The sequence below is a fragment of the Brevibacillus invocatus genome, from assembly GCF_003710915.1.
Classification (GTDB): Bacteria; Bacillota; Bacilli; order Brevibacillales; family Brevibacillaceae; genus Brevibacillus; species Brevibacillus invocatus.
Genome location: NZ_RHHR01000014.1, coordinates 132,386 through 155,305 on the forward strand (window position 1 = coordinate 132,386; position 22,920 = coordinate 155,305).

Sequence of the window (22,920 nt, forward strand, 5' to 3'; positions counted from 1 at the left end):
AAATCAACGATAACGGATAGCTCCGATGGTCGCCGTGCATTTTTTGCCGGATAATGCTAGGGAAATCTCTTATTCTTAGAAGAGGCCAAGCGTTCATTGCCTCTTTTGAAGTTTCCAGTAATTTTCGCCAGGATGAGCTGTACCTCCTTGCTATCCTGTGCTGCGTTGATTTTTTGGAGAAACTTCTCAGCATCGTTTCCTTTCAGCATTTTTACCTGCTTGCCTAGATAGTCGAGGAAAATCGTATTGTTTTTGGCAATGCGGTAGCTAAAGGGCTCGTCGTCTAAACGATTTCGCTTGTCAATGGGTTCCATGCTTCCTCACTCCTTACTAAATGGGGTAATCTAATACGACCTGTTGAAATCTTCAGTAAAAAAACATGTGATTATGCTGTTCCCTAAGGAAAGTAGGTGTATAGTCAGAGGAGAGAGTAGAGCTTTACCCTTTGAAACAGAAAAGGAGTTGTACCCGATGAGTCCAATGACGCATTTGCAACAGGCCTATGATCGAGCGAAATACCCATTGACCGGTCACCGAACGAGGAAATCAAAATCCACCTGGATGGCGCACGACTCTTGGAGGTTCTCCCTTATTATCAAAAGACGGCAGCCGAGGTTTGCGCTTTGTTCGACAGTGTTTACCTGTCCTTCTACAAAGGAATTGGCGGTATCGCGGGAGCTATCCTCGCAGGAGACGAAGCTTTTACTACCGAATCCAAGGTGTGGAAAAGACGTCACGGCGGAGATTTGATCAGTCTGTACCCGTATATTGTCAGCGCTGACCACAACTTCGAGCAAAGGAAGCATCGTTTTCCAAAATACTACGAAAACGCAATCGAGCTTGCCCAATTGTATAATGAATGCCACGCGATTGTCACTCGACCCGCGATTCCAGTCTCCAACATGTTTCATGTCCATGTCGGAGTGCCAAAAGAGAAGCTGGAGCCGCTATTGGTCACGATCTACGAGGAGACGGATGTTGCTCTGACTCATTATCTGAGAGATGACAAAGAGACGGGTTGTTACTATGAGGTGAGCATTGGAGATCGCTATGATCAGGTACCCAAGGAAGATTTGAAGAGAGCGTTTCAATTGCTGAATGAGAGAATAAAAGCGCTCCAGGCCTAGTGGACGCTCATCGGACAACAGGTGTTTCGATACCTCGTGCCCAATCCCGGATAAAGGGCTCTTGATTTTCATTGAGAGGGTGGGGGAGGCAGTCACGTTCAAAGAATCCGTGTTCATAGCTCTCTGGTCCTTCTTGCTTCAGCTCACCGTGATAAGATGTCGTATGAAAGATCACTTGCACGCTGTAGACCTTGTCCTTGTTGGGATATTTCTTGTAACCGCGAGGACCAGAGTAAATTCCGAAGAGGGTCGGATTTTCCAGGACGAGGCCTGATTCTTCCTGAACTTCACGGAGTAGAGTTTCCAGAAAGGTTTCCCCAATTTCCATCAAGCCACCGGGAAGACACTACGTTTCGGACGATCAAACGTTACGAGCGCACATTTCTTCACAAAAAAGAAAACCTATCCGGCTAGTGGGCCAAATAGGTTTTTCAGCTATCCCATATGCTTTTTGTACATCCACAGCTGTCCGCTTTTGATTACGCGTGCCATTTGACCGACCAAAGAGACTTTTCCCATGCTGGCAAAGCCTTCTTTTTTCCCCAGCGAACCAAGGAAGCCCTTGTGCTTGAGTGGTGGCAAGGCAGTAGGGAACATTTCTCCCTTGATATCCAGCTTCAGAATCATGGCGATTTGATCACCCTGAAGCTCTGCGGTTTGCGCACTTGGAGCAATTTCTGTGCTGGCGCAATCCCCTACGACATAGACGTTGGGGTGGGAAGGAATTTGATGGTACGAGTTCAGCTTGGCACGTCCAATGTTGTCTTTTTCAATAGGAAGATTTCGCAGTATCGAGTTGGCCTGAATTCCTGCTGTCCAGACGATGACATCGCTCTCTACCGGCTCATTGTGGTTGTAGACCACACCAGGCTCGATACGCGTTACGCTAGCCATCGAAACGAGCTGTACATCATGTTCAATAAACCATTGAGATGCATACTCTTGCAGCTTTTTCGGGAATGGACTCAAAATGCTTTGTCCTCGGTCTATAATCCGTATATTCAGGTCAGGACGGCTCTCGCGCAGCTCGGCTGCCAATTCCACACCGCTCAGACCGCCACCAATTACAGAAACGGTACCATACGGGTTCAGACCGTTGATTGCTGTGTATGTGTTACGAGTGGAACGCATGGATTGAATGGAGCAGGTAAATTCCTGAGCTCCGGGGATATCGTGGTATCGGTCCTCACAGCCCAAACCGATCACCAGCCAGTCGTAGGAGAGACTGTCCCCGTTGGCAAAACTGATCAGTTGCTCATCCATGTCAACTGCTGATACCTCGCCGTATTTCACAGTCAGGCGTGGATCATTGGGAAAGGCGACGCGCAGATGGGATTCTGGCTGTGTCCCTGCAGCCAGAGCATAATACTCTGTCTTCAAACCGTGAAACGGCATCCGGTCTACTAGTGTGATCACTACATCGTCCGGCAATTCCGGGGACAGGACTCGCTCAATAATACGAAGACCCCCGTATCCTCCGCCAAGGATCACAAGTCGTTTCATAGAAGGTCTAGTCCTTTCTTCTGTCCGTTTTTTACAGCACCCATTCTATTTTTAGTTCTCTTTCACCAAAATTGCAAGCAGAATCTTTTTCCCGTAATCTCCGCTGGATTTTTACCGAAGACGAGGTACAATAAAGGTCATGAATATGTCTTGGCAATTGGCAGGTGACAAACGGTGAAGCCCTTGGTAGAATTTTGCGCGAGCAACGTCGCTTCTTACACGCAAGCCGTGGTGGATGCGCTGGAAAACGATCCTGAGCTGGATGTGGACGTACTCGAATACGGCTGTTTAGGCTATTGCGGAGAGTGCTATATGGAGCCGTTCGCTCTGGTCAACGGGAAACTGGTACAAGCGCCGAGTGCAGAGGCGTTGTTGGATAAAATCAAGAAAGAATTGCAGGATGAGGAAGACATCTACGGCGATTTGCCGTTGTAGACGTAAACCAGCTGATCTTGCTTCCTCTTACTATGGCAAAAAAAGAAAAAGCTGATTCCATATATCTTTCCCAAGAGATGGAATCAGCTTTTTTCTTTGAATTAGTGCTCTTTGATTACGTTGTAGAAGGTATCGCGTTCCAGGGCGCGTTTGCCTGCACCTTTGATCAGCCATACCAGCTCATCGACAGTCAGCGCTTGTTGAGTCAAAGCTCCTGCAGCATGGCTAATGCGCTCCTCGATCAATGTACCGTGAGCATCGGAGATTCCCATCGTCAGAGAGAGCTGAGTCAGTTGGGTACCGATGTTGATGAAGTAAGCCTTGATGTGCTGGAAATTGTCCAGCATCAGGCGGCTGATCGCCATCGTTTTCAGGTCATCAATCGCGGAGTTGCGGCGTTTGATTCCAGCTGTTGCTTTGATCGGCTGTACAGCGAGCGGAATGAATACCATGAAGCCGTTGGTGTCGTCTTGCAGCTCACGCAGGCGCAGCATGTGGATCACGCGCTCCTCCAATGTCTCGATCGAACCGTAGAGCATGGTAGTATGGGTTTTCAAACCAAGCTCATGCGCAGTACGGTGTACCTGCAGATACATGTCCGTGCTCGCTTTTTCCGGGCTCATCTTCATGCGATAGCGTTCGGTCAAGATCTCCGCACCGCCACCAGTCAGACTTTGCAGACCTGCTTTCATCAGCTCTTGCAGCACTTCGCGAATGGAGAGGCCGGAGATGCGCGAGAAGAATTCGATCTCTGCACCTGTGTACGATTTGATCGTCACATCTGGATATGCTTTTTTCAGCGTGCGCAGGGTATCCAGGTAGTAGTCGAATGGCATGTGCTGGTTGTGGCCACCTACGATATGGAACTCGCGGATACCTGGATGGAAGCGCGTTTCTACATAGTGCAGCAGCTCTTCCATATTCATGGTATAGGCGCCATCTTCACCTTGATCTCGACGGAATCCGCAAAACTTGCAATGCGCTTCACAGACGTTCGTCGGATTAATGTAAAGGTTTTGCAAAAAGTAAACATTGTCACCATTTTTCTTCTGGTTCACGAAATTGGCTAGCTGACCAATGGTGAGCAGGTCGTTGGAATGAAACAGTGCAACGCCATCCTCAAGGGTCAAGCGTTCGCCGTGGAGAACTTTTTCTGCTACACCGGTAAGCGATTTGTCTTGGATGGCAATAGTACCGAGTGCCATTCCAATCACTTCCTTTCTACTAGTCATAAAAAAATCGGCTTGAAAATCGGACACAAGGGCATCTATATTATAAACTTCTTACCATGCACGAACAATATCATAAGTTCTCCAAGTGTCGACTGTAAAATTCTAACAATTCTCGGCAAAAAGCAACCAAAGATAGGAGAATGGTGGTAAAATTTGTTTGCTATATCTAGGCTATTCTTGTAAGATATAGGTATGTTAGTTCGATCTACTTTTAGGAGGAGCTCCAAAATGCGGGACATTTTACTCGAAAATATCGAACTCCTTCGACAGCGAATGGTTAACTTCGGGCTGGAGTTTGGACTGGATCATCCAAAAGTCCTAGAATACAGCATACAAATTGACAAACTACACAACGAATTAAACCATATCGATCATTCTCTGTCTCAGGCAGTAGACAATACCAATAAGAAACAGTATCGCTTTTTTCTAAGGGAAAACCAAGCGCATTTTGCATAGAGAGGGAGAGCCTCTCTTTTTTTCTTTTGTCTCCCTGCCCAGAAATCGAAGTCCTGCCCTCTGGGGGAGAGAATGGGCTCCGTAAGTGTAGGGGAACCTTGTGGGAGAGGATGCTTCTTTTGTATACTGAGTATAAGGAAGCAGGTGCTCCAAGTGACCTGGCAAAGGAGGGAAACAAGCATGATTACATTGACAGAGCAAGCCAGCCTGAAGGTAAAGGAAATGCTGGCTGCAGAAAATGATCCAAACGTGTTTTTGCGAGTGGGTGTCCGACCAGGCGGTTGCAGTGGCTTCTCCTACGGGATTGGCTGGGATAAAGAGATGAAGGAAGGCGACGAGACCTTCATGCAGGACGGAATTAAAATCGTTGTCGATCAGGACAGCTATCTATACATTAAAGGTACCGAAATCGACTACAAGGAGTCCATGATGGGCGGTGGGTTTGCCGTCAACAACCCGAATGCGATCGCTTCTTGTGGCTGTGGGTCGTCGTTCAAGACGGCGCTGGCCAAGGGCAAGGAAGAGAAGTGCGATTAATCCGAGCATGAACATGGAATAGAGAAAAGAGGACCTTTTTGACTGGCGAGATTCAATTGCCGTCAAAGAGGTCTTCTTTTTCATCTACAGCTTTCTGTCCACCAAACTGGCCGACACTGGCGCAAGCCCAAGCTCCCGGCTCCAGATGGATAGCTGTCCGATATGATGGATTTCGTGAGCGATCAGGTGGCGCAGAATATCGCCTTGTGCATAGGGCTGCTCATTCCAGGAGATGTGAACCATTTCGCGGTCCAGCTCGCTCGACCAGCCTTCGACAAAGGGGGCGACCTCCTCTAGCCAGGTATCAGACAACTCCCGGATGAGCTGGAGAGTCTTCACTTTTTCAAAAGGCACCTGCACGTCCGGCTTCCCCTGAATGCCGCGAATCCAGCTATACTCCACGTCCGCAATGTGATAGAGGGTATAAAGAATGCTGCCTGCCCCACCGATGCGATCTCTCAGTAATTCCTCGTGCGAGAGCTGTTTGCATCTTTCAAACCACTCCCTCCGTACCTCCCAGTTGTAGCGAAAAAGAACCTTCAAAGGAATCACTCCCTCATCATCTTTCTACTAGTGTAAGCGATTGGCGAAGGACTGTCTGGGGGATTTTGGAACCTGGCTGTATCGTACACGCTGTCCTCCTCGTATTTACCAGCGAATATCCATTAGAGGAGTGCGACGAATGATGATGGAAGAAACAACCGCGCAAAAAGGGATGCTGCGTCTCGGCATAGCCTCACTTGTGATCGGGATCTGGGCAGATTTTCTGTTCTTCGGCAAGGATATTGGAATCTCCTATATGTTGTTTGTCTTCAGCGTCTATGCCTTGTTTTTTTGGCAGGCGAAACAGAAGAGCATGCTGGTTCTCCGGCGTCGCCATCACTTCGCCTGGGGGTTATCGCTGCCGATTCTTCTGCTTTCCACGACCTTTCCCTTATTTTCCAACACGCTGTTTCACTTCATCAATTGTCTGCTGATTCCGTTCTTGTTCATCGTCCAGACGATTCTGCTGACGGAAAGCAATCGCAAAAAATGGTACACACTGGACTTTTTGGGCGAGCTGCTCGGGATCGTGTTCATTCATACCCTGCGGCATGTGAGGACACCTTTTTCAGGAATGAAGGAGTGGCTCAAAAGCAGAGTCGATCAAAAAAAGTACGGTGTCGGATTGAAGGTCGCCACGGGAATCGGAATTTCACTTCCTATCTTGCTCGTTGTGCTGTCGCTTCTGTCACAAGCAGACGGGGTGTTTGGTTTCTATCTGAGTGAAATTCCTCGGGTACTGCTGTCCTGGACTTCATTTGAGACGTTATGGCGACTCTTTTTAATTGCGCTGGTGGCATTGGGGCTGTTCGCCTATTTCCATGCGCTGATGGAAGAGCGTGAGGAGCATGTCGAGATCCCGGATCCTACCCGCGAAGAGCAGAAGATCGTCTGGGATGGGGTTATCATGGTGACAGTCCTGACGATGATCAATATCGTGTACATCGCGTTTACGGTGATACAGATCTCCTATTTGTTCACGGGAAACAAAATGCTTCTACCTGCGGGGATGACATACGCGGAGTATGCAAAAAACGGGTTCAACGAGCTGGTGATGGTCACTCTGATCAACTTCGCCATTCTTTTGATGACCATGCATTTTGCCTCCCGTGCAAAGCGCTTGCTGTATCGGTTGATTCAAGGTCTGCTCAGCCTGTTGACCGTTGGTACCGGATTCATGCTGTTCTCTGCGTATTTCCGCCTTTCCTTGTATGAAGCGTACTACGGGTATACCTATTCGCGCCTGCTGGGCCATGCGTTTATGATCTTCCTGGCCGTCTTGCTGGTCATCTCGCTGGTCAAGATCTGGCACGACAGATTTTCCTTGATCCAATCCTTTGCGATTGTTGGACTGGCTTCCTACGTTCTCTTGAACTATGTCAACATGGATGCCATCATTGCCAAAAACAACATTGCCCGTTATCACGACTCAAAGATACTCGACATCGATTATCTGACAGAGCTGTCGTATGACGCAGTTCCGATCATACTTTCGCTAGCAGAGGATGAGAGGGTTGGGAGCGAGGTGGTTTCCAAGCTGGAGAGGCGAATTGCAAAGCTCCCAGCGAATGACCAATGGCAGTCCTTTAATTTTTCCACCTATCAGGCAAAAAAATGGGTGAGCCAGTCAGCAGGAAAATAGCCAGCTTTTTTCGAAGGATTCATCAGGCAACGGATCAGGGAAGGGGGGAAGGGCGTGGAGATTGGTCTCATCGCAACGATCATTGCAGGAATCAGCGTTATTGCTTGGCTGCTCATTCACACTTTGTTCGTGCAAACGACGGTTGTGGACATGAACCATGCCCGACTCCCGGCCTTGACCATTGTCCATATCTCGGATCTTCACGGCCGTACCCGTTTTCTCAACGGTTCCTTGCACCGTCTCATCAACGATTGGCAGCCCGATCTGGTATGTGTGACGGGGGATTTGGCGCAGCATCCAGAGCAGCTGGAGGGGGTCATGAAAGAAATAGCCAGGATACGGGCGAAAGACGGGATCTTTTTTGTGCCAGGCAATTACGAGCGGGAAGAGCTGCGAGGCTTTCGAAAAAGAAAGTACCCGAAAGACACGTATAACAGGATGAAGCAAGTCTGGCAGCAAAGCATGATCGTACTTGAAAACAGTGGTGCCAGCCTTTCCTATCATACGGGGAAGCTCGAGGTGTACGGCTTTGACAACTCGGAGTACGGAAATGAGCGCTATACGGGCGAACATGACGGAAAGGGAAAAGAGAAGGCCTTCACCCTGTTTCTCGCGCATTCGCCAAACATCATTTCCTCTATAAAAAGACACGAACTGACTGCTGATTTGCTGTTGACGGGTCATACACACGGCGGACAAATCCGGATCCTGGGCAAAACGGCAGGTGCTTACAAGCATTTTCACATCGGTGCCAAAGCGGATCAGCAGGTCGGGATCTTTGCGATTAGCCGAGGTCTCGGAACGACGAAAATACCGGTGCGCATGCATTGTTTTCCGGAAGTCACCATCTATCGCATCAATAAGGATGAGAAAAGATAGAAGTTCACCAAACCTTTGCCAGTTTGTCATGATTCGTTCACAGCTTCCCATATATTGGACATCAACTGTTCAGTACAATGGAATTGTAAAGATTAGAATAAGATTTTAAGAAAGAAGGGTCTCTTATGAAAATGAAGTGGGGTTTGCTGGTGTCGGCAGTAGCCGTATCCGCGATGTTAATGACAGCATGTGGTGGAGAAACAAAAGACCAGGCTGCCAGTGGCAACGAGGCTCCCGCTGCGGCTTCTTCTGGAACACAGGTAAACATCGAAGCAAGCAACTGGAAATTTAATCAGGATACATTTGAAGTAAAAGCTGGCGAAGAATTCACCATCAACTTCAAGTCCACAGAGGGTTTCCACGGAATCGGAATTGAAGGCCTCGATGTAGATTTGCAAAAGGACGGCAGCAAAACACTGAAAGTAGATCAGCCAGGAGAATATAAAATCTTCTGTAACATCACTTGCGGTCCTGACCACGGCAAGATGGTTGCCACACTGGTCGTGAAGTAAGGCTACAATCCGATAACCTTGTTACCAAGCACTTTGTCCGTCATCGGGCAGGGTGCTTTTTAATTTTTATACATATTTTACCTTGAATTGGTGCAAGGTAAGAAAGCAGGTTTGCAGGAAGCGAACAGGTCGAACATGGAAGCAGGAAAAAAGGAGATGGATGGACCTGGAGAAACAACACTATTACGTCACATTGCAGTCCGGGACGACGGTTGCCGAGATCCGCAACGTCAAAGGTTCTTCTACGTACGACTATGAAATCGAGGCGACTGAAGTAGAAGTAGGGGTGTTGCGTGATTTGTTCAACAACTGTATTCATGGAGATTTCATGATGTGGATGCATGGCCACACACTTTGGTCCGATATGCCAGACCGGGACAACGATGAATACGATGACAACCTGCGCGCGATTTACCAGATCATTTATCAGAACGGGACCCCAAAAACCAGAAACGATCTGGAGGAGATGGGAATCGTGAAGCTGTTTGGATTGGATCGAGAAGAGTTAAAGCCTTTCTAATCGTATCGGTAATAAGCTCTCAAGCGTAATCAGTCCGATGCCTCAAGCAAGCCCCCCTCTAAAACATGCTCTTCTAATTTGAGCGGGGCCCCAGCGAGGTTTTCTTCGCATTGCTTTCCTGTGACCTATTTTTAGAACCAAACAAAAGTACAAGGAGTGAAAAGAATGAAGCATTGGAAACAAGGAATAGTAGCAACTGTGCTGTTGATGGGGATGGTGATGCCTTTCGGCGCTCAGGCAGCTGATCATCAGGTACAGCCGAAAGCAGGTACATACACATCGGTTCCCGAGCAGGAAAATAACCATCACGGTCACCATAAATTCCGCATGCGTATGAGCGCCCACCAGAAAATGTACATGACGCTCCTGGCAGAAAAGTACACACCGTCCCAGGTAGCGGAATGGCAAACTGTACTGAAAGAGCGTGAAAAGCTGATCACCGAGCTGAAAGCCGCACGAGAAACATCTGGTCAGGAAGAAAAAGTAGAGGAAAAAGGAAAAGCGCCGGAGTCCGCTGATCGCAAGGAGAAGCAAGGCGAGGATACAAATCGACGTGCGAAGATGGAGAAGTTCAGAAAGGTGCATGAAGAGTTCGATACGGCAATCGAGACCGAGGATGCGGCGAAAATCAAGGAAGTGCTGCCAAAGCTATTGGAGCAATTGAAAGCCAAGAATGAACGGATGGCCAAGAAGCTGGCAGAGACCAAAAAATAAGGTTGGACACCGACAGGACGTACAAGCTCATACGTCCTGTTTCTTTTGCTGTTCAAACGCATTCCACTCCTGCACGATGACGGTTTGTTCCGCACTGCACCCGGGACACCAGCAGGCATGCAGGCATTGGTGGTGGATAAAATCTGCATATCCGTTGTCCAGCTTGGAATCGTCAATCTCCCGGTACGGACTGTAGTCGCCGTAATAGTCATACAGGCGCCCACCATCGATCAACGGCTGCTGGCAGCGGGGACACTCCTCCTGCAACGTATCAAAGCCATTGCAAACTGGACACAGATGACTCATGGTGTAAACCTCCCCGTGCTTTCTTTTCTTTTACTGTGTGCGATGGCGGGAGGGGATATGCAGGATGAACGGACCGTTTATTTGGTTTCGATCCCCCGATGAGAGGGGACGTTTTCAATGAAAAAAAGCCTGCGCTACTCTAGGCGAGTGGCAGCAGGGCTTTAGTGGAGTTCGTCTAGTCAGAATGTAGAGAAATCTAATTCTACGTGTACAATTACGATTTGAAATTATCCATGCTGGAAGAGTGCCCAGGCTGTAATTTTGCGTTGGGGTTGATGTAGGCAATGGCGTTATTGACGGCAGTAGGAGCTTCACCGAAGCCGACTGCAATCAGCTTTACTTTACCTGGATATGTCGCGATGTCTCCTGCTGCGTAGATGCCTGGAATATTCGACTCCATGCGGGAATTGACCACGATCGAGCCTTTTTCCAGTTCCAGTCCCCAATTTTTGATGGGGCCGAGGGAGGAGATGAAACCAAAGTTGACGATGACAGCATCTACTTCGAGATCCTTCAGCTCTTTGGTTGTGCAGTGTTCCAGGGTGATGCGTTCAATATCGTTTTCTCCGTGCAAAGCAGAGATTTCATAAGGAGTTGTTACGTTCACTTTGGAAGACATCAGCATTTCTACGCTGTGCTCGTGAGCGCGGAATTTGTCCCGGCGGTGAATCAGCGTCACTTCCTTGGCGATAGGCTCCAGCATCAGAGACCAATCCAAGGCAGAGTCGCCACCACCAATGACGGCTACGCGCTTACCTTTGAAGGAGTTCAGATCGGTGACAAAGTAGTGCAGATTGGATTTTTCGTAGTTGACGGCGTCTGGATGCTCCAGTCTGCGCGGCTCAAATGCGCCTACACCTGCGGTAATAATCACCGTTTTAGAGTAGTGGATGCCTTTGTCGGTCGTAATCTCAAACACATCCTGATCATTTTTCACCACGTTTTCCACTTTTTCCTCAAGACATACGCTCTGCTGGAATTGGGAAATCTGGTCTTTCAGATTATTGATCAGATCCTGGGCCAAAACCTTAGGAAATCCGGCTACATCGTATATGTATTTCTCCGGATACAAAGCAGAAAGCTGCCCGCCAAGCTGAGGCATGCTTTCGATAATTTTTACACTAGCTTGTCGCATTCCGCCGTAAAAAGCAGTAAACAAGCCGGCAGGTCCGCCGCCAATGATCGTGATGTCATAGACTTGCTCGTCCTTTTGCAGAAAATTCAATCTCAGCACCTCCGAAATATTCTGAACAAACTCCTTCCTCATTATACCTGTACTTCCAATTGAAAAAAAGCGCCAACGATGAAGGTTTTCTGGAAAAGAGAATGCATGCTGGCAAGCTTTTGGCAGAGCCCGAAATATTCAGATCATACAAAAAAGCCTTGCAAAAGCGAATCACTGCCGATATGATGGGAGTGACTGTAAAAAAATTGTCACATTTTGCTTCGATCAAGTTTGTGCATTTTTTCACAGGTAGGACGTTCAAAGTGACAGGGCAATTATTCCGTTCATACGTATGTAATCATGATGGGCATCTTACTACTAACTAATCAAGTGAAATTTCGCACAAACTTCCACCAAATACCAAACAAACGAATGGAAGGGATACCATGAGCACACCCAAAATCCTCATCCTAGGTGCAGGCTACGGAGGATTATTAACCACTCTGCAACTGCAGAAGAAGCTGAATTACAACGAAGCAGAAGTTACTTTGGTAAACAAGCATAACTACCACTACATCACAACCTGGCTGCATGAGCCGGCAGCGGGCACTTCTTCGGCAGATCATGCACGTGTCAATCTGGAAGGCATCATCAACACAAACAAGGTCAATTTTGTCAAAGGGACGGTTCAATCCATCCAATCAGAAGAGCAGACTGTCACTTTGGAAGGCGGAGAAGTCCTTTCCTACGACTATCTGGTCATCGGACTGGGCAGCGAGCCTGAAACATTTGGCATCGAAGGCTTGAAGGAGCACGCTTTCAGCATCCGCAGCATCAACGCTGTGCGCCACATTCGCGAGCACATCGAGTACATGTTCTCCAAGTATAAAAACGAGCCGGAGCGCACCGACTACATCACTTTTGTCGTTGGGGGAGCAGGCTTTACCGGAATCGAGTTTTGCGGCGAGCTGGGCGATCGCATCCCTGAGCTGTGCGAGGAATTCGACGTCGATCCTTCGCTCGTGAAGGTGTATTGCATCGAGGCGGCTCCGACAGCTTTGCCTGGCTTTGATCCAGAGCTGATCAGCTATGCGATGGAAGTTTTGGAGCGCAAAGGAATCGAATTCAAAATCGGCACACCAATTAAGCAATGCACGCCGGATGGTGTCCTGCTGGCGACCGGTGAAGAGATCAAATCCAAGACCGTCGTCTGGGCGGCAGGTGTTCGCGGCAACAGCATCGTGGAAAAAGCAGGCTTTGAAGTCATGCGTGGACGCGTCAAGGTAGACGAATTCTTGCGTGCGCCAGGTCATGAAAATGTGTTCGTCGTCGGAGACTGCGCCCTGATTTTCAATGAAGAAGGCCGTCCTTACCCGCCAACGGCACAGATCGCTGTACAGGAAGGCGAAACCCTGGGTGACAACCTGGTCGCTATGCTGCGCGGCGAGCTGCCGCATAAGTTTACCCCTCATTTGCAAGGAACCTTGGCTTCCTTGGGCAAAGGCGAAGGGATCGGTCAGGTAGGCTCGAAAAAGCTGTTTGGCAGCACGGCAGCGATGATGAAAAAAGCGAGTGATCTGCGCTACTTGTACAAAATCGGCGGCGTTGGCCTCGCGATGAAGAAAGTCAAGCTGTAGAGCCATGCGTCATGCGAGTGTACAGGTCAGAGGATTGATGACCAGAGAAGAGCTTGATCGCTACAATGCCTTAATGGAAGTAGGCGGGTTTCTGGAAGAGCAGCACAGACACGACCTGGCTTGGCATGTGCAACGCGAAGTGGACATTTTGATCTTGCCCGCGATAGAGCGGTTGAAGGAAAAAGGGCGTGAGCGGGACAGAGAAAACCTCCGCTATATGATCGACAATGGACTGTTGGATGAAGACGACGAATAGACACATGTGCCCCCGACCTTAGTTCGGGGGTTTTGCATCGAGAAGGAGTGCGAAATAGATGAGAGCAGGCAAGGTATGGCTTGGTGCATGCGGAATTGTGATTCGCGGTGAAGAAGCACTGGTTGTGAAAAAGGCGTACAGCGGTTTGAAGGGGCAGTGGTCGTTTCCAGCGGGGTTTGTCCAGGAGGGTGAGACAGTAGATGTGGCTGCCGTTCGAGAGGTCTTGGAGGAGACAGGCATCGAGGCGATCATTCGTCACGTTGCTGCGATCCGCTCCGGTGTGATTCGTGAAAGCATCAGCGACAACATGGTGGTCTTCTGGATGGATTACGTCAGCGGCGAACCGCGTCCACAAGAAGGAGAGATTCTGGAGACGCGGTTTATGCCCATCGAAGAGCTGTTGACGCATCCGCTTTCTTCGACTTACCTGAAGATCATCCTGCCCAAATACAAGGAACGGGAGAGCGGGCTGAGCGGGCAAAGCCACGACATCGATCCTGTGTTTTCCTATACCTCGTACAAGATCTTCAAATGACAGGACTAGGGGAGAGAATTATCGATTCGAACGGGTGTTGGCTCTGATGAGACGTAAAACCTCCATGCAAGTGTCCAGATCTTTCGGAGCAATGCCTTTCACGGATTCGGCGATCGTCTGTTTGACGACCCCGATCAAGGCTTCTTGCAGCTCCTTTCCTTTGTCAGTCAGGAAGATGAGATTTTTTCGTTTATCCAGGGAATCCTGGGCCCGATAGACCAAACCTCGCTTCGTAAGCGTATTGATAATACGGGATGTACTTGGCTGGTCACGCATGGTTGCTGTAGCCAGCTCCAGCTGGGACAAGCCATCCTTTCGCCATAGCTCATTGAGGATGATCCATTGCTCTGTGGACACTTTACCGGCTGATTGGTTGAATAAAAAATCAAGAAATTCAGAGAATGACGTAGATAGAGAAAGATGATATCGCTTACATCCGCGGTACTTTTGCTGTTTTAGGGATGAAGCTGTTTGAAAAAAGAAAAAAACAAATGTTATTATTGAATTCATCTAAATAATCAGAAAATACATGCAATATTTGCCAGCGCATGAATTGGAAAGGGGAGATCAGCATGAGAACGAATCAAGAACAATGCCCATACTGCAAGGGAGAAGGGTACTTTCAACTGCTGCTGGGAGGAACGGAGAGCTGTCCGGGGTGTGAAGGCACAGGGGAATATTCCCTAAAAGAGACGGTAACCTCTGGAAGCAAGTAACGAAAGAGATCAAATGGAATTGACAGGCCGATCGCATTTCGCGATTCGGCTTTTTGCTGCGCGCTTGGTGGTATTGACCTGTTCCACTGATTTCGATACACTGAGATACGAAAACAAGCCATCTTTTTTCAATAGGTTCGTCTTTCGGTGCAAAGATAGGCAGGAGGTCTATAGGTCCATGAGTGTGCTGCAATTTATCGTTTCCATTGTCCTCTTCTCCGTTCTTGGCTTTGGGATCGGATTTATTTTTAACATGATTTTACGTACAACCTGGTTTCCTGTTGTCATCGCGATTGGAATATTGGTAGGCACTCTGATTTTCCAGGGCATTGTTCCAGGCATTTGGGATGCTATTATTCTGGGCTGCGGAATGATCGGTACGATTGCCAGCGGCTGGACGATTCAAACGCTTCGCAAAAAAGGATATCGGATGTTTTAACAGCGGACAGGCCTTGAAAAAGGCTTGTTTTTACTTTCATGCAAATGGAAAGATCACAAAAAAACCGAATATTTCTGTAATGGAACAAAATTTGTGTATATTTTCCTCCTCCTCGGGACATGACTAGAACCGAGAGGAGGTTATCAGAAATGAATGGAAAGCGGATAGTAAGTATCCTTATGCTGAGCGTCATGTTCTTGAGTGGCTTTGCCAGCGACGGGTACGGCTATAACGCAGTAGGAGATGGTCTGAGAGCCAACTCCGCGTTTGGAATCAAGGAAGTCAAGGAAGGTCAGCGAGTCGTCAAAAAGCGGAATGTATCCGCCAGCTCACTCACACAGGTGATAGATAAAACGGAAAGCATGCTGGATCAATATCCAAAAGTGCGTGTTGTTGCTACAGGCTATTACGCCGGAGTAGAATCTACCGGCAAGGACCCATCGCACCCGTCCTACGGCATTACCTATTCGGGTGTCAAAGTGCGAAGAGATGATTATTCGACGATCGCTGCTGACCTGCGTGTCTTCCCACTGGGGACGATTCTGTACATTCCTGGTTATGGGTACGGAGTTGTAGCCGATAAAGGAGGGGCCATTCGCGGAAACAAGATTGATCTCTATTTCGAGACGAAACAAGATGTGTATAAATTGTGGGGGAAAAAGTCCGTAGATGTCTACGTGGTAAAGAAGGGAGAGGGCAAGGTCACAGAAGCCTTCCTCAATTCTCTGAATCAAAGAGGAGTAGCCGCTATGGCAGACCCCGTCCAGTAAGAAAAGGAAAAAACGTTCAGGGCAAATGACAATCGGCCTTGGACGTTTTTTTGTACTGTTGGAAAGTATAGGTGCACGCGTACCCTTTGGGTATCAAGGCTCGCCAAAAGCTTGGCGTAGGCGGATTATCTAATGTTCGCTGGGGTGAAGGAGAGAGACCAGCTGCTCCAATCCATCGAGAATGCGAGGAGATGGACGACAGTAGAGCCCTTCCTCCAAGAGATGGACCTGGCCTAGACGGATGGCCTTCATATTCTGCCATTCAGGTCGTTCTGTAATCATGCTTGGCTTGATTCTTTTCAGCTCGATTCCGCACCAGACTACACAGATATGATCCGGGTTTCGCTCCATCACCATTTCACGTGTCGCCTTTACATTGGCGACCGGATAATCAGCGAAAATGTTTGTGGCGCCCGCGCATTCACTGACATCCGTCAGCCAGTTTTCTCTGCCAGGCGAATAGATCGGGTTGGGCCACCATTCCCAGTACAGAGCTGGTTTCTGTTCATAGGAGGAGGTTTTTTGCCGGATGGTTTCCATTTTTTCGTCAAATTGAGCCGCAAGTTCCTCTGCTTTTTGCTGTGTTCCTGTCGCTTCTCCGACAAGCCGGATATCATCCGGTATTTCCCCGATACGAGAGGGGTTCAGGACGATGTGCGGAATGCTGCGAGCGCGCAACGCATCGATATTGGCTTCCATTCCCGGAACGCTGAGCGAGGCGACCACGAGATCGGGCTGCAGTGCAGCCACCCGGTCCATATCAATCGTCAGGTCAGGACCGACTCGCGGCAGATGCTGCCATTCAGCAGGCCAGTCAGAATGATTATCGAGCCCGACTACCTGCTGGCCAAGTCCCAAATAGTAAAGGATTTCCGTATTGCTCGGACAGATGGATACAATACGCATGAACCTTCCTCCTTCAGGGCATTTCCTAGAAAAGCGGATGGACGAGCAGTGCGACTACAACGCCCAGCGTACCGCCAATCAGAACTTCAATGGGCTGATGTCCGAGCAGTTCCTTTAATTTTTTTGCCTTTTCCTGTGCAGGGCGTGCTCTGAACACTTTCATGTTTTCCAAAAGGTGATTGAACTCATCAACCAGCTTATTGAGCACGGCAGCTTGCATCCCGGCATGACGACGTACCCCAGCAGCGTCAAACATGACGATGACTCCCAAGATGGCGGAGATGGCAAACATATTGCTGCCAAAGCCTTCGCGCAATCCTACTGCAGTGGAGAGAGCAGTGACGGCAGAGGAGTGGGAGCTGGGCATGCCGCCCGTACTAAACATCAAGGACCACATCCACGTTTTGGTGGTGAGAAAATGCAACGGGATTTTGATGAATTGGGCAATTCCTATGGCAAGCAGCGCAGCCCACAAGGGAAAGTTATCGAGAAAGTCATTTGCCACAGAATTCCATTCCTTTCTATGTACGCTTCTAGGTTTATTGTAACAGATGGGCGTATGGATCATCCGTTAACTTTATAAGAAAAAGCTTGATCTTTTTTAGAGAGTGCGTATGATCGCTCACGCATTCGTCAAAAGTGTTGATGCCCTTTTTACTGGATGTCAGCGAATGACAATCTGTGATACGATGAAAGTGAACAGGGGAAACGGAAGGGGTGCATGGGATGCATTTTCCCGAGCAATATCTTCAGTTCATCGATAAGTTCAATGCGGGCGAGTATTACGAGTGCCACGACCTGCTGGAGGAAATCTGGATGGAGGATAAATCAGACAAGTTCCTGCAAGGACTTTTGCAGCTGTCTGTCGGCCTATACCATCTGGAGTACGGCAATATTAAAGGTGCTCGCTGGATGCTCGGCAACGCGCGCAAGTATCTGTTGCGCTATAGTCCCAATCATTGGGGCCTTGATGTCCATGACGTGATCACATACATACAAACCTGTGAGGCTACACTTCCTGATGTCGAAGTCATTCCTTATGCCCAAGCAAAGGCCATCTCGTATCCTACTTATCGTTTGCGATTAGACACTAGCTAGTGAAAAAACAAATGCGATGATAATTGTATCCTAACTTAGGGAAAGAGGGAAGAGTATATGAAAGTAATCGTGGAAAAACGGATGCAGCTCGTGAGCACCGAATGTGACGAACTGATTGTTCCTCTATGGAAAGGCGAGTCTTTAGCGCAGGTTTACCCGGAGCTGAATCAGGCTTTTGACGGCGGTTTGGAAGCGCTTCAAGAGAACAAGGAAATAAGTGGCGATGCCAAAGCTGTTGCGGTGATCCACGGAATGGGCAGAATAGCTGCGAAAAAGCTGATCGTCATCGGCATGGGCGAACCGGAGAAATTCGATTTTGTCGCTGCTCGCAATGCGTGGGGAAAAGCGGCGAAAACCGTCCTTTCCAAGGGAAGCAGCAAAACGGTAGCCATCGATCTGCCGACGACAGACAGACTGGACGCGGATCGGGTAGCGCAGGCGGCGACAGAAGCATTCGGGCTGGCTGACTATCATTACGAGGGATACCGCAAAAAAGCGAAGCGTGAGACGGATTCAGTCGACAACGTGCGCATCCTGGCTTCAGAAGATGCCAACGAAGTGATCAGCGCAGGCGTTGGGCGCGGATGGGCCTTGGTTCAGGGCACGAATCTCGCCCGTACTCTCGTGAATGAGCCGGGTAATTACTTGCCACCTCGCGTTTTGAAGGATGCGGCGGTGGAAGTGGCTACACGCCATGGCATGCAGGTTGACGTGCTGGAAAAAGCAAAGCTGGAGGAGCTGGGCATGGGGGGCGTCCTCTCCGTCGCACAGGGAAGTGTGGAGGAGCCTTACGTAATCGCCATTCGCTACCAGGGACGGGAAACCTGGGATGATGTGATCGGCTTGATCGGAAAAGGGGTTACGTTTGATACAGGCGGCATCTCCATCAAGCCGGTCGCAGGTATGGAAAATATGAAGTCGGACATGGGCGGGGCAGCAGCGATGATCGGCGCATTGGAAGCGCTGGGTCAGCTCAAGCCAAAAGTGAATGTGCTTGCAGTCATCGGTACGGTCGAGAATATGCCATCGGGTTCGGCGTTCCGACCAGGAGATGTCATCACCACGATGAGCGGAAAAACCGTGGAGATCATCACCACAGATGCAGAAGGCCGTCTGGTTCTGGCAGATTGCATCACCTACGCCAAGGAGCAGGGAGTATCCTGCCTGATAGATGCCGCTACCTTGACGGGTGGAATTGTCGTTGCATTGGGGAACTACTGCTCCGGTGCCATGACCAATAACCAGGAGCTGGTGAACGAGCTGCTGGATGCTGCAGAGGTAGCGGGTGAGCGTTTGTGGCAGCTGCCTACTTTTGAAGAATACCGGGAATTGAACAAGAGTCATTATGCCGACCTGAAGAATTCGGGTGGACGCAACGGTCATGCCATCGTCGGTGGGGTCTTTTTGCAGGAATTCGCCGAGGATACGCCGTGGGTGCATCTGGATATCGCGGGTACAGCCTACAACGTCAATCAGGGCGATATGCAGCCAGCCGGTGGTACAGGTGTCATGACTAGGACCATCACACAGTTCGTGACCAATCGAGCGAAAGCCTGACAAATTCATTCAAACCATTAATCATATAGAGGAGAGTGGAGTTCATGGTACAAAATCCAAGTAATGAAACACGTCGCCAACTGCTTGAGGATGCGAAAACAATCGCAGTCGTGGGTCTCTCCAATAAACCGGACCGCACGAGCTATATGGTAGCAGCCGCCATGCAAAACGCGGGCTACACCATCATTCCGGTCAATCCAGTGATTGCGGGTGAGACGGTTCTGGGAGAAAAGGCAGTAGCTACACTCGCTGAAATCGATTCGCCAGTAGATATCGTCAACGTGTTTCGCAAAAGCGAGGACATCCCGCCAGTAGCGCAGGAAACCTTGAACATGAAGAACAAGCCGAAAGTGTTCTGGATGCAGCAAGGGATTTCCAATGACGAAGCGGCTAAGCAAGTCAGAGAAGCTGGAATCGAGGTCGTCAGCGATTTGTGCATCAAGGTCGATCATGCACTGCTGCGAATCGGAAAATAAGAAAGCAAAACCCTCGCTTCCTCGCGGGGGTTTTGTCACACATGCAGCCAGCGCATTTCGCGGAGAAACATCTCTTGCGGAGCAGGGCTTGATGTGATAAGAAAAGAAGCATACGAAAACATCGTGGAAGGAGTGGGCAACATGTTTTTCAACCCGTCAGCGGAGACGAAACAGGATCGGATTCCTCCCAATCAGAAGCAAACGACAGGATTTCCTGTTCTTCATTACGGTGAGGTACCCGAGTATACCGATCTGGCAACCCAGTGGAACCTGCGCATTTTTGGACTTGTGGAGGAAGAGGTAACGCTTTCCTATGAGCAGGTCATGGCTTTGCCAAAGGGCAATACGACCAACGACATCCACTGCGTGACAGGCTGGAGCAAGCTGGATAACGAGTGGGAAGGAGTTCCGGTAGAAGAAGTGACCAAGCTGGTCCGGATCAAGCCAGAAGCCAAATACGTCATGCTGCATGCGGAGCACGGCTGGACAGCCAATCTGCCACTCAAGGATTTTCTCACTCCTGGCAATCTCTTTGCGAACAAGCACAATGGCGAGGAGCTAACCCCGGAACACGGCTGGCCGCTTCGTTTTGTCGTTCCGCATCTGTATTTCTGGAAGAGCGCCAAGTGGGTGCGCGGGATTGAGTTTATGGAGAAAGACAAGCAGGGCTTCTGGGAGAAGAATGGGTACAATATGTACGGTGATCCGTGGAAAGAGCAGAGGTTTGCATGGGATTAGTCCTTAACCGAGCAACATAATAATTTTGGGCAGAGTGCGCAGCAGGAGAAATTATTTTCTCCTGCTGTTTCGTTATGAGAGGATGATTTTGACACACTGATTTGTATTTGCTGTACTATCAAAATATTGAAATAAATGAATAGGTTGGAGGAGAAACTTTGCAGGAGTTGAACGGAAAAGTAGTGCTTATTACGGGAGCAAGTTCTGGAATTGGTCGTGCGACAGCGGAACTATTGGCTTCAAGAGGGGCGAAGGTTGTTATCAATTACAATTCAAACGAAAAGGGTGCGACAGAAACTGTTCAAGCCATTCGAGGGCACGGTGGTGACTGTATAGCTATCCAAGCAGATGTCACGAACAAAGAGCAAGTCGAGGCAATGGTCCAAAAAGTAGTTTCCATTTACGGAGCCGTTCATATATTGGTAACTCAACTTTCGCAGAGCGAAAATGAGCGTATTCCCTTGGTACAACAAGTCTAAAACCAATTTTAGAGTACTCCTTGAAAAATAGAAAAACACCACTCCGTTTGGTAAAGTGAAAGTGTCGAGGAATCACTACCATACAGGAGAGGTGTCCTTTCTATGATAGAGCAAACTCAACAAAACAATCAACTCCCTGCCGAAATCAAAATGGCTTGGAAAGAACTGAAAGTGCTGCATCACTTGAAAACCGCAGGTTTTAAAAAGAATTTTGGCTTTACCTGCTCGTATCTGTTCCAACTTGTGTTTGTCCTCTTGTTTCATCACAAGAACTGGTTTCGCTTGTTGGAGAGCAAGAAAGGTGAGATGTTCCCCGGCAAGGATACGGTATACCGTTTTCTCAACCATAGCGGTTATGCGTGGCGTCGCTTTTTAACACTGCTTAGTTGCTCCACCATCGATAAGGTGCAAACCCTCACATCCATGCACCGTGTATCGGTTTTTGTAGTCGACGATTCCATGTTTGAACGTAACCGCAGCAAGGCTGTCGAGATGCTGTCTCGATTCAAAGACCATGCGACAGGTTGCTATTACAAAGGCTTTCGCATGCTCACGCTGGGATGGTCTGACGGTCACACGTTTATTCCCGTTGATTTTTCTTTACTCGCTTCTCTAAAATCTCAAATCAACGGAATGATGGAGGGAATCGACAAGCGAACATCGGGCTATAAGCCTCGCTTAGAAGCGCTGTTGCCTGCCCCGGAAGTTATTCCTGCCATGATCGACCGAGCTATCCAATCAGGCATGAGTGCCTCTTACGTGCTTATGGACAGTTGGTTTACGCACGCTCCCTTAATTCAATCGGTTCGTGCGCGAGATTTGGACGTAATCGGAATGGTGAAGGCAGACAATAAACGCTACCTTGTCGGTCAGCGTCGCCTATCGTTACAGGAACTTTATCATACGGCAACACCTGTACGAAGAAAAAAGAAAGGTATTCTGCGTTCCATTCACACAGAATTGTCTCCGGGTATCCCTGTCATCATGGTGTTTGTGCGCCACCGCTCGAATAAAAAGCAGTGGCTCGCTATATTGTGTACGGATTGCTCGTTGACGGAAGAAGAGGTTATCAAAATCTACAGTATCCGCTGGGATATTGAGGTTTTCTTTAAGTGTGCCAAATCACTATTGCGGTTACAAAAAGAGTCCCAGGGCAGATCATATGATCTGCTGATCAGTCATACAACGATTGTCTTCTCTCGTTACATTCTGCTGGCATGGCAGCATAGGCAAAGCACCGATCAACGCACACTGGGCGGGTTATTCCATCTGCTCTGCGATGAAGTGAGTCAACTGGATTGGGCAGTTGCTTTAAAGCAACTCATTGATCTCATCGAGGACATTGCTCAAAAGGCAAACAAGAAGATCACAAAACTGATTAAAACGCAACTCCAACAATGGATCATGGGTTTACCCAGCTATATCAAGGGTTACCTACCTAATTTGAGCTGCGAAAGTTGAGTTACCAAATAATTAAATTAATATATAATTCTTCACTAGCGTTGCATAAATCTTTTCACATCATTAAAAATCACCATAATCTTCTGTATTCAAGCGTTCACGAGCATAAAAAAATCCTTTACACTGGAAAGGTCAGGTAGTTCCTGTCCAAATCCAACATAAAGGACATAGCCATGGACAAGAATACCCTATTTTCTTCATTTGGTAAATACATTTCACCCATTAATATTGTGAAATTTCAATAACGGATAGACGAAACGGATCAGGACAAGTACGTGAAA

Annotated in this window: 30 protein-coding genes and 1 pseudogene; 21 read left to right on the forward strand and 10 right to left on the reverse strand. The window is 48.6% G+C overall.

Features of this window, described 5'->3' with window-relative positions:
• Positions 1–56 precede the first annotated feature (56 nt).
• Complete coding sequence (locus tag EDM52_RS10355; RefSeq protein WP_122908926.1) at positions 57–314, reverse strand: hypothetical protein; 258 nt, start codon at positions 312–314, stop codon at positions 57–59.
• A 231-nt stretch (positions 315–545) separates the two neighbouring features.
• On the opposite strand from EDM52_RS10355, the pseudogene EDM52_RS10360 reads away from it, so the two are divergent.
• Positions 546–1,127, forward strand: a pseudogene (locus EDM52_RS10360) (beta-eliminating lyase-related protein); the annotation flags it as partial.
• Positions 1,128–1,134: 7 nt separating this feature from the next.
• Here the strand turns inward: EDM52_RS10360 and EDM52_RS10365 are convergent.
• Positions 1,135–1,458 (reverse strand): NUDIX domain-containing protein, encoded by a 324-nt coding sequence (locus EDM52_RS10365; RefSeq protein ID WP_276330106.1) that lies wholly within the window; start codon positions 1,456–1,458, stop codon positions 1,135–1,137.
• Between the two features lie 104 nt (positions 1,459–1,562).
• Positions 1,563–2,630 carry an NAD(P)/FAD-dependent oxidoreductase gene (locus EDM52_RS10370; RefSeq protein WP_122908929.1) on the reverse strand — a complete coding sequence of 356 codons (1,068 nt, stop codon included), beginning with the start codon at positions 2,628–2,630 and terminating at the stop codon, positions 1,563–1,565.
• 174 nt (positions 2,631–2,804) lie between these two features.
• Here EDM52_RS10370 and EDM52_RS10375 point away from each other — a divergent pair, with 174 nt between their 5' ends.
• Complete coding sequence (locus tag EDM52_RS10375; protein ID WP_122908930.1) at positions 2,805–3,065, forward strand: DUF1450 domain-containing protein; 261 nt, start codon at positions 2,805–2,807, stop codon at positions 3,063–3,065.
• 101 nt (positions 3,066–3,166) lie between these two features.
• On the opposite strand, the gene mqnE is transcribed toward EDM52_RS10375, so the two are convergent.
• Positions 3,167–4,270 carry an aminofutalosine synthase MqnE gene (gene mqnE, locus EDM52_RS10380; protein WP_122908931.1) on the reverse strand — a complete coding sequence of 368 codons (1,104 nt, stop codon included), beginning with the start codon at positions 4,268–4,270 and terminating at the stop codon, positions 3,167–3,169.
• Positions 4,271–4,525: 255 nt separating this feature from the next.
• Here mqnE and EDM52_RS10385 point away from each other — a divergent pair, with 255 nt between their 5' ends.
• Entirely contained in the window at positions 4,526–4,753 is a 228-nt protein-coding gene (locus EDM52_RS10385) for an aspartyl-phosphate phosphatase Spo0E family protein (protein WP_122908932.1), read from the forward strand.
• A 180-nt stretch (positions 4,754–4,933) separates the two neighbouring features.
• Positions 4,934–5,290 carry an iron-sulfur cluster insertion protein ErpA gene (gene erpA / locus EDM52_RS10390; RefSeq protein ID WP_122908933.1) on the forward strand — a complete coding sequence of 119 codons (357 nt, stop codon included), beginning with the start codon at positions 4,934–4,936 and terminating at the stop codon, positions 5,288–5,290.
• An 84-nt stretch (positions 5,291–5,374) separates the two neighbouring features.
• On the opposite strand, the gene EDM52_RS10395 is transcribed toward erpA, so the two are convergent.
• Positions 5,375–5,833: a DinB family protein gene (locus tag EDM52_RS10395; protein ID WP_122908934.1), complete on the reverse strand. Its 459-nt coding sequence runs from the start codon at positions 5,831–5,833 to the stop codon at positions 5,375–5,377.
• A 139-nt stretch (positions 5,834–5,972) separates the two neighbouring features.
• On the opposite strand from EDM52_RS10395, the gene EDM52_RS10400 reads away from it, so the two are divergent.
• From EDM52_RS10400 to EDM52_RS10420, 5 genes are all read left to right on the forward strand, one after another.
• Positions 5,973–7,475: a DUF4153 domain-containing protein gene (locus EDM52_RS10400; protein WP_245996765.1), complete on the forward strand. Its 1,503-nt coding sequence runs from the start codon at positions 5,973–5,975 to the stop codon at positions 7,473–7,475.
• Between the two features lie 54 nt (positions 7,476–7,529).
• Positions 7,530–8,354, forward strand: coding sequence for a metallophosphoesterase (locus tag EDM52_RS10405; protein WP_245996768.1), 825 nt, complete (start codon positions 7,530–7,532; stop codon positions 8,352–8,354).
• A gap of 125 nt (positions 8,355–8,479) precedes the next feature.
• A complete protein-coding gene (locus tag EDM52_RS10410; RefSeq protein WP_122908935.1) occupies positions 8,480–8,866 on the forward strand; it encodes a cupredoxin domain-containing protein in 387 nt (128 codons plus the stop codon).
• A gap of 160 nt (positions 8,867–9,026) precedes the next feature.
• Positions 9,027–9,386 (forward strand): hypothetical protein, encoded by a 360-nt coding sequence (locus EDM52_RS10415; protein ID WP_122908936.1) that lies wholly within the window; start codon positions 9,027–9,029, stop codon positions 9,384–9,386.
• 165 nt (positions 9,387–9,551) lie between these two features.
• Positions 9,552–10,100: a hypothetical protein gene (locus tag EDM52_RS10420; RefSeq protein ID WP_122908937.1), complete on the forward strand. Its 549-nt coding sequence runs from the start codon at positions 9,552–9,554 to the stop codon at positions 10,098–10,100.
• A 27-nt stretch (positions 10,101–10,127) separates the two neighbouring features.
• On the opposite strand, the gene EDM52_RS10425 is transcribed toward EDM52_RS10420, so the two are convergent.
• Together EDM52_RS10425 and EDM52_RS10430 are read right to left on the reverse strand one after the other, a co-directional pair.
• Entirely contained in the window at positions 10,128–10,406 is a 279-nt protein-coding gene (locus EDM52_RS10425; protein ID WP_057134107.1) for a hypothetical protein, read from the reverse strand.
• A gap of 214 nt (positions 10,407–10,620) precedes the next feature.
• Entirely contained in the window at positions 10,621–11,631 is a 1,011-nt protein-coding gene (locus EDM52_RS10430) for an NAD(P)/FAD-dependent oxidoreductase (protein WP_122908964.1), read from the reverse strand.
• Between the two features lie 386 nt (positions 11,632–12,017).
• On the opposite strand from EDM52_RS10430, the gene EDM52_RS10440 reads away from it, so the two are divergent.
• From EDM52_RS10440 to EDM52_RS10450, 3 genes are read left to right on the forward strand one after another with little or no spacing between them, the layout of a single operon-like run.
• Entirely contained in the window at positions 12,018–13,208 is a 1,191-nt protein-coding gene (locus tag EDM52_RS10440) for an NAD(P)/FAD-dependent oxidoreductase (RefSeq protein ID WP_122908939.1), read from the forward strand.
• Between the two features lie 4 nt (positions 13,209–13,212).
• Entirely contained in the window at positions 13,213–13,464 is a 252-nt protein-coding gene (locus tag EDM52_RS10445; protein WP_122908940.1) for a hypothetical protein, read from the forward strand.
• 58 nt (positions 13,465–13,522) lie between these two features.
• Positions 13,523–13,999, forward strand: a complete 477-nt coding sequence (locus tag EDM52_RS10450; protein ID WP_122908941.1) for an NUDIX domain-containing protein — start codon at positions 13,523–13,525, stop codon at positions 13,997–13,999.
• Between the two features lie 18 nt (positions 14,000–14,017).
• Here EDM52_RS10450 and EDM52_RS10455 read toward each other — a convergent pair whose 3' ends face one another.
• Positions 14,018–14,356 carry a MarR family winged helix-turn-helix transcriptional regulator gene (locus EDM52_RS10455; protein ID WP_183184973.1) on the reverse strand — a complete coding sequence of 113 codons (339 nt, stop codon included), beginning with the start codon at positions 14,354–14,356 and terminating at the stop codon, positions 14,018–14,020.
• A gap of 215 nt (positions 14,357–14,571) precedes the next feature.
• Here EDM52_RS10455 and EDM52_RS24620 point away from each other — a divergent pair, with 215 nt between their 5' ends.
• The 3 genes from EDM52_RS24620 to EDM52_RS10465 all read left to right on the forward strand — a co-directional run bounded on the left by EDM52_RS24620 (position 14,572) and on the right by EDM52_RS10465 (position 15,924).
• A complete protein-coding gene (locus EDM52_RS24620) occupies positions 14,572–14,715 on the forward strand; it encodes a YuiA family protein (RefSeq protein WP_183184975.1) in 144 nt (47 codons plus the stop codon).
• 178 nt (positions 14,716–14,893) lie between these two features.
• Positions 14,894–15,154, forward strand: a complete 261-nt coding sequence (locus EDM52_RS10460; RefSeq protein ID WP_122908943.1) for a YuiB family protein — start codon at positions 14,894–14,896, stop codon at positions 15,152–15,154.
• 149 nt (positions 15,155–15,303) lie between these two features.
• Positions 15,304–15,924 (forward strand): 3D domain-containing protein, encoded by a 621-nt coding sequence (locus EDM52_RS10465; RefSeq protein WP_122908944.1) that lies wholly within the window; start codon positions 15,304–15,306, stop codon positions 15,922–15,924.
• Positions 15,925–16,053: 129 nt separating this feature from the next.
• On the opposite strand, the gene EDM52_RS10470 is transcribed toward EDM52_RS10465, so the two are convergent.
• Both EDM52_RS10470 and EDM52_RS10475 read right to left on the reverse strand, forming a co-directional pair.
• Positions 16,054–16,830, reverse strand: coding sequence for a cobalamin-binding protein (locus tag EDM52_RS10470; protein ID WP_122908945.1), 777 nt, complete (start codon positions 16,828–16,830; stop codon positions 16,054–16,056).
• A 25-nt stretch (positions 16,831–16,855) separates the two neighbouring features.
• Positions 16,856–17,335 (reverse strand): divergent PAP2 family protein, encoded by a 480-nt coding sequence (locus EDM52_RS10475; protein WP_245996770.1) that lies wholly within the window; start codon positions 17,333–17,335, stop codon positions 16,856–16,858.
• A gap of 221 nt (positions 17,336–17,556) precedes the next feature.
• Between EDM52_RS10475 and EDM52_RS10480 the strand changes: the two genes are divergently transcribed.
• From EDM52_RS10480 to EDM52_RS10505, 6 genes are all read left to right on the forward strand, one after another.
• The gene (locus tag EDM52_RS10480; RefSeq protein ID WP_122908947.1) at positions 17,557–17,928 is read left to right on the forward strand and encodes a DUF309 domain-containing protein; all 372 of its coding nucleotides are present in this window, start codon (positions 17,557–17,559) and stop codon (positions 17,926–17,928) included.
• A 57-nt stretch (positions 17,929–17,985) separates the two neighbouring features.
• Positions 17,986–19,485, forward strand: a complete 1,500-nt coding sequence (locus EDM52_RS10485; protein WP_122908948.1) for a leucyl aminopeptidase — start codon at positions 17,986–17,988, stop codon at positions 19,483–19,485.
• A 44-nt stretch (positions 19,486–19,529) separates the two neighbouring features.
• On the forward strand, positions 19,530–19,961 hold the full coding sequence (locus EDM52_RS10490) for a CoA-binding protein (protein ID WP_122908949.1): 432 nt from the start codon (positions 19,530–19,532) through the stop codon (positions 19,959–19,961).
• A 141-nt stretch (positions 19,962–20,102) separates the two neighbouring features.
• Positions 20,103–20,699 carry a sulfite oxidase-like oxidoreductase gene (locus tag EDM52_RS10495; protein WP_122908950.1) on the forward strand — a complete coding sequence of 199 codons (597 nt, stop codon included), beginning with the start codon at positions 20,103–20,105 and terminating at the stop codon, positions 20,697–20,699.
• 158 nt (positions 20,700–20,857) lie between these two features.
• Positions 20,858–21,178 carry an SDR family NAD(P)-dependent oxidoreductase gene (locus tag EDM52_RS10500; protein ID WP_122908951.1) on the forward strand — a complete coding sequence of 107 codons (321 nt, stop codon included), beginning with the start codon at positions 20,858–20,860 and terminating at the stop codon, positions 21,176–21,178.
• A 102-nt stretch (positions 21,179–21,280) separates the two neighbouring features.
• Positions 21,281–22,639, forward strand: coding sequence for an IS4 family transposase (locus EDM52_RS10505; protein WP_122908952.1), 1,359 nt, complete (start codon positions 21,281–21,283; stop codon positions 22,637–22,639).
• Positions 22,640–22,920: the final 281 nt, after the last annotated feature.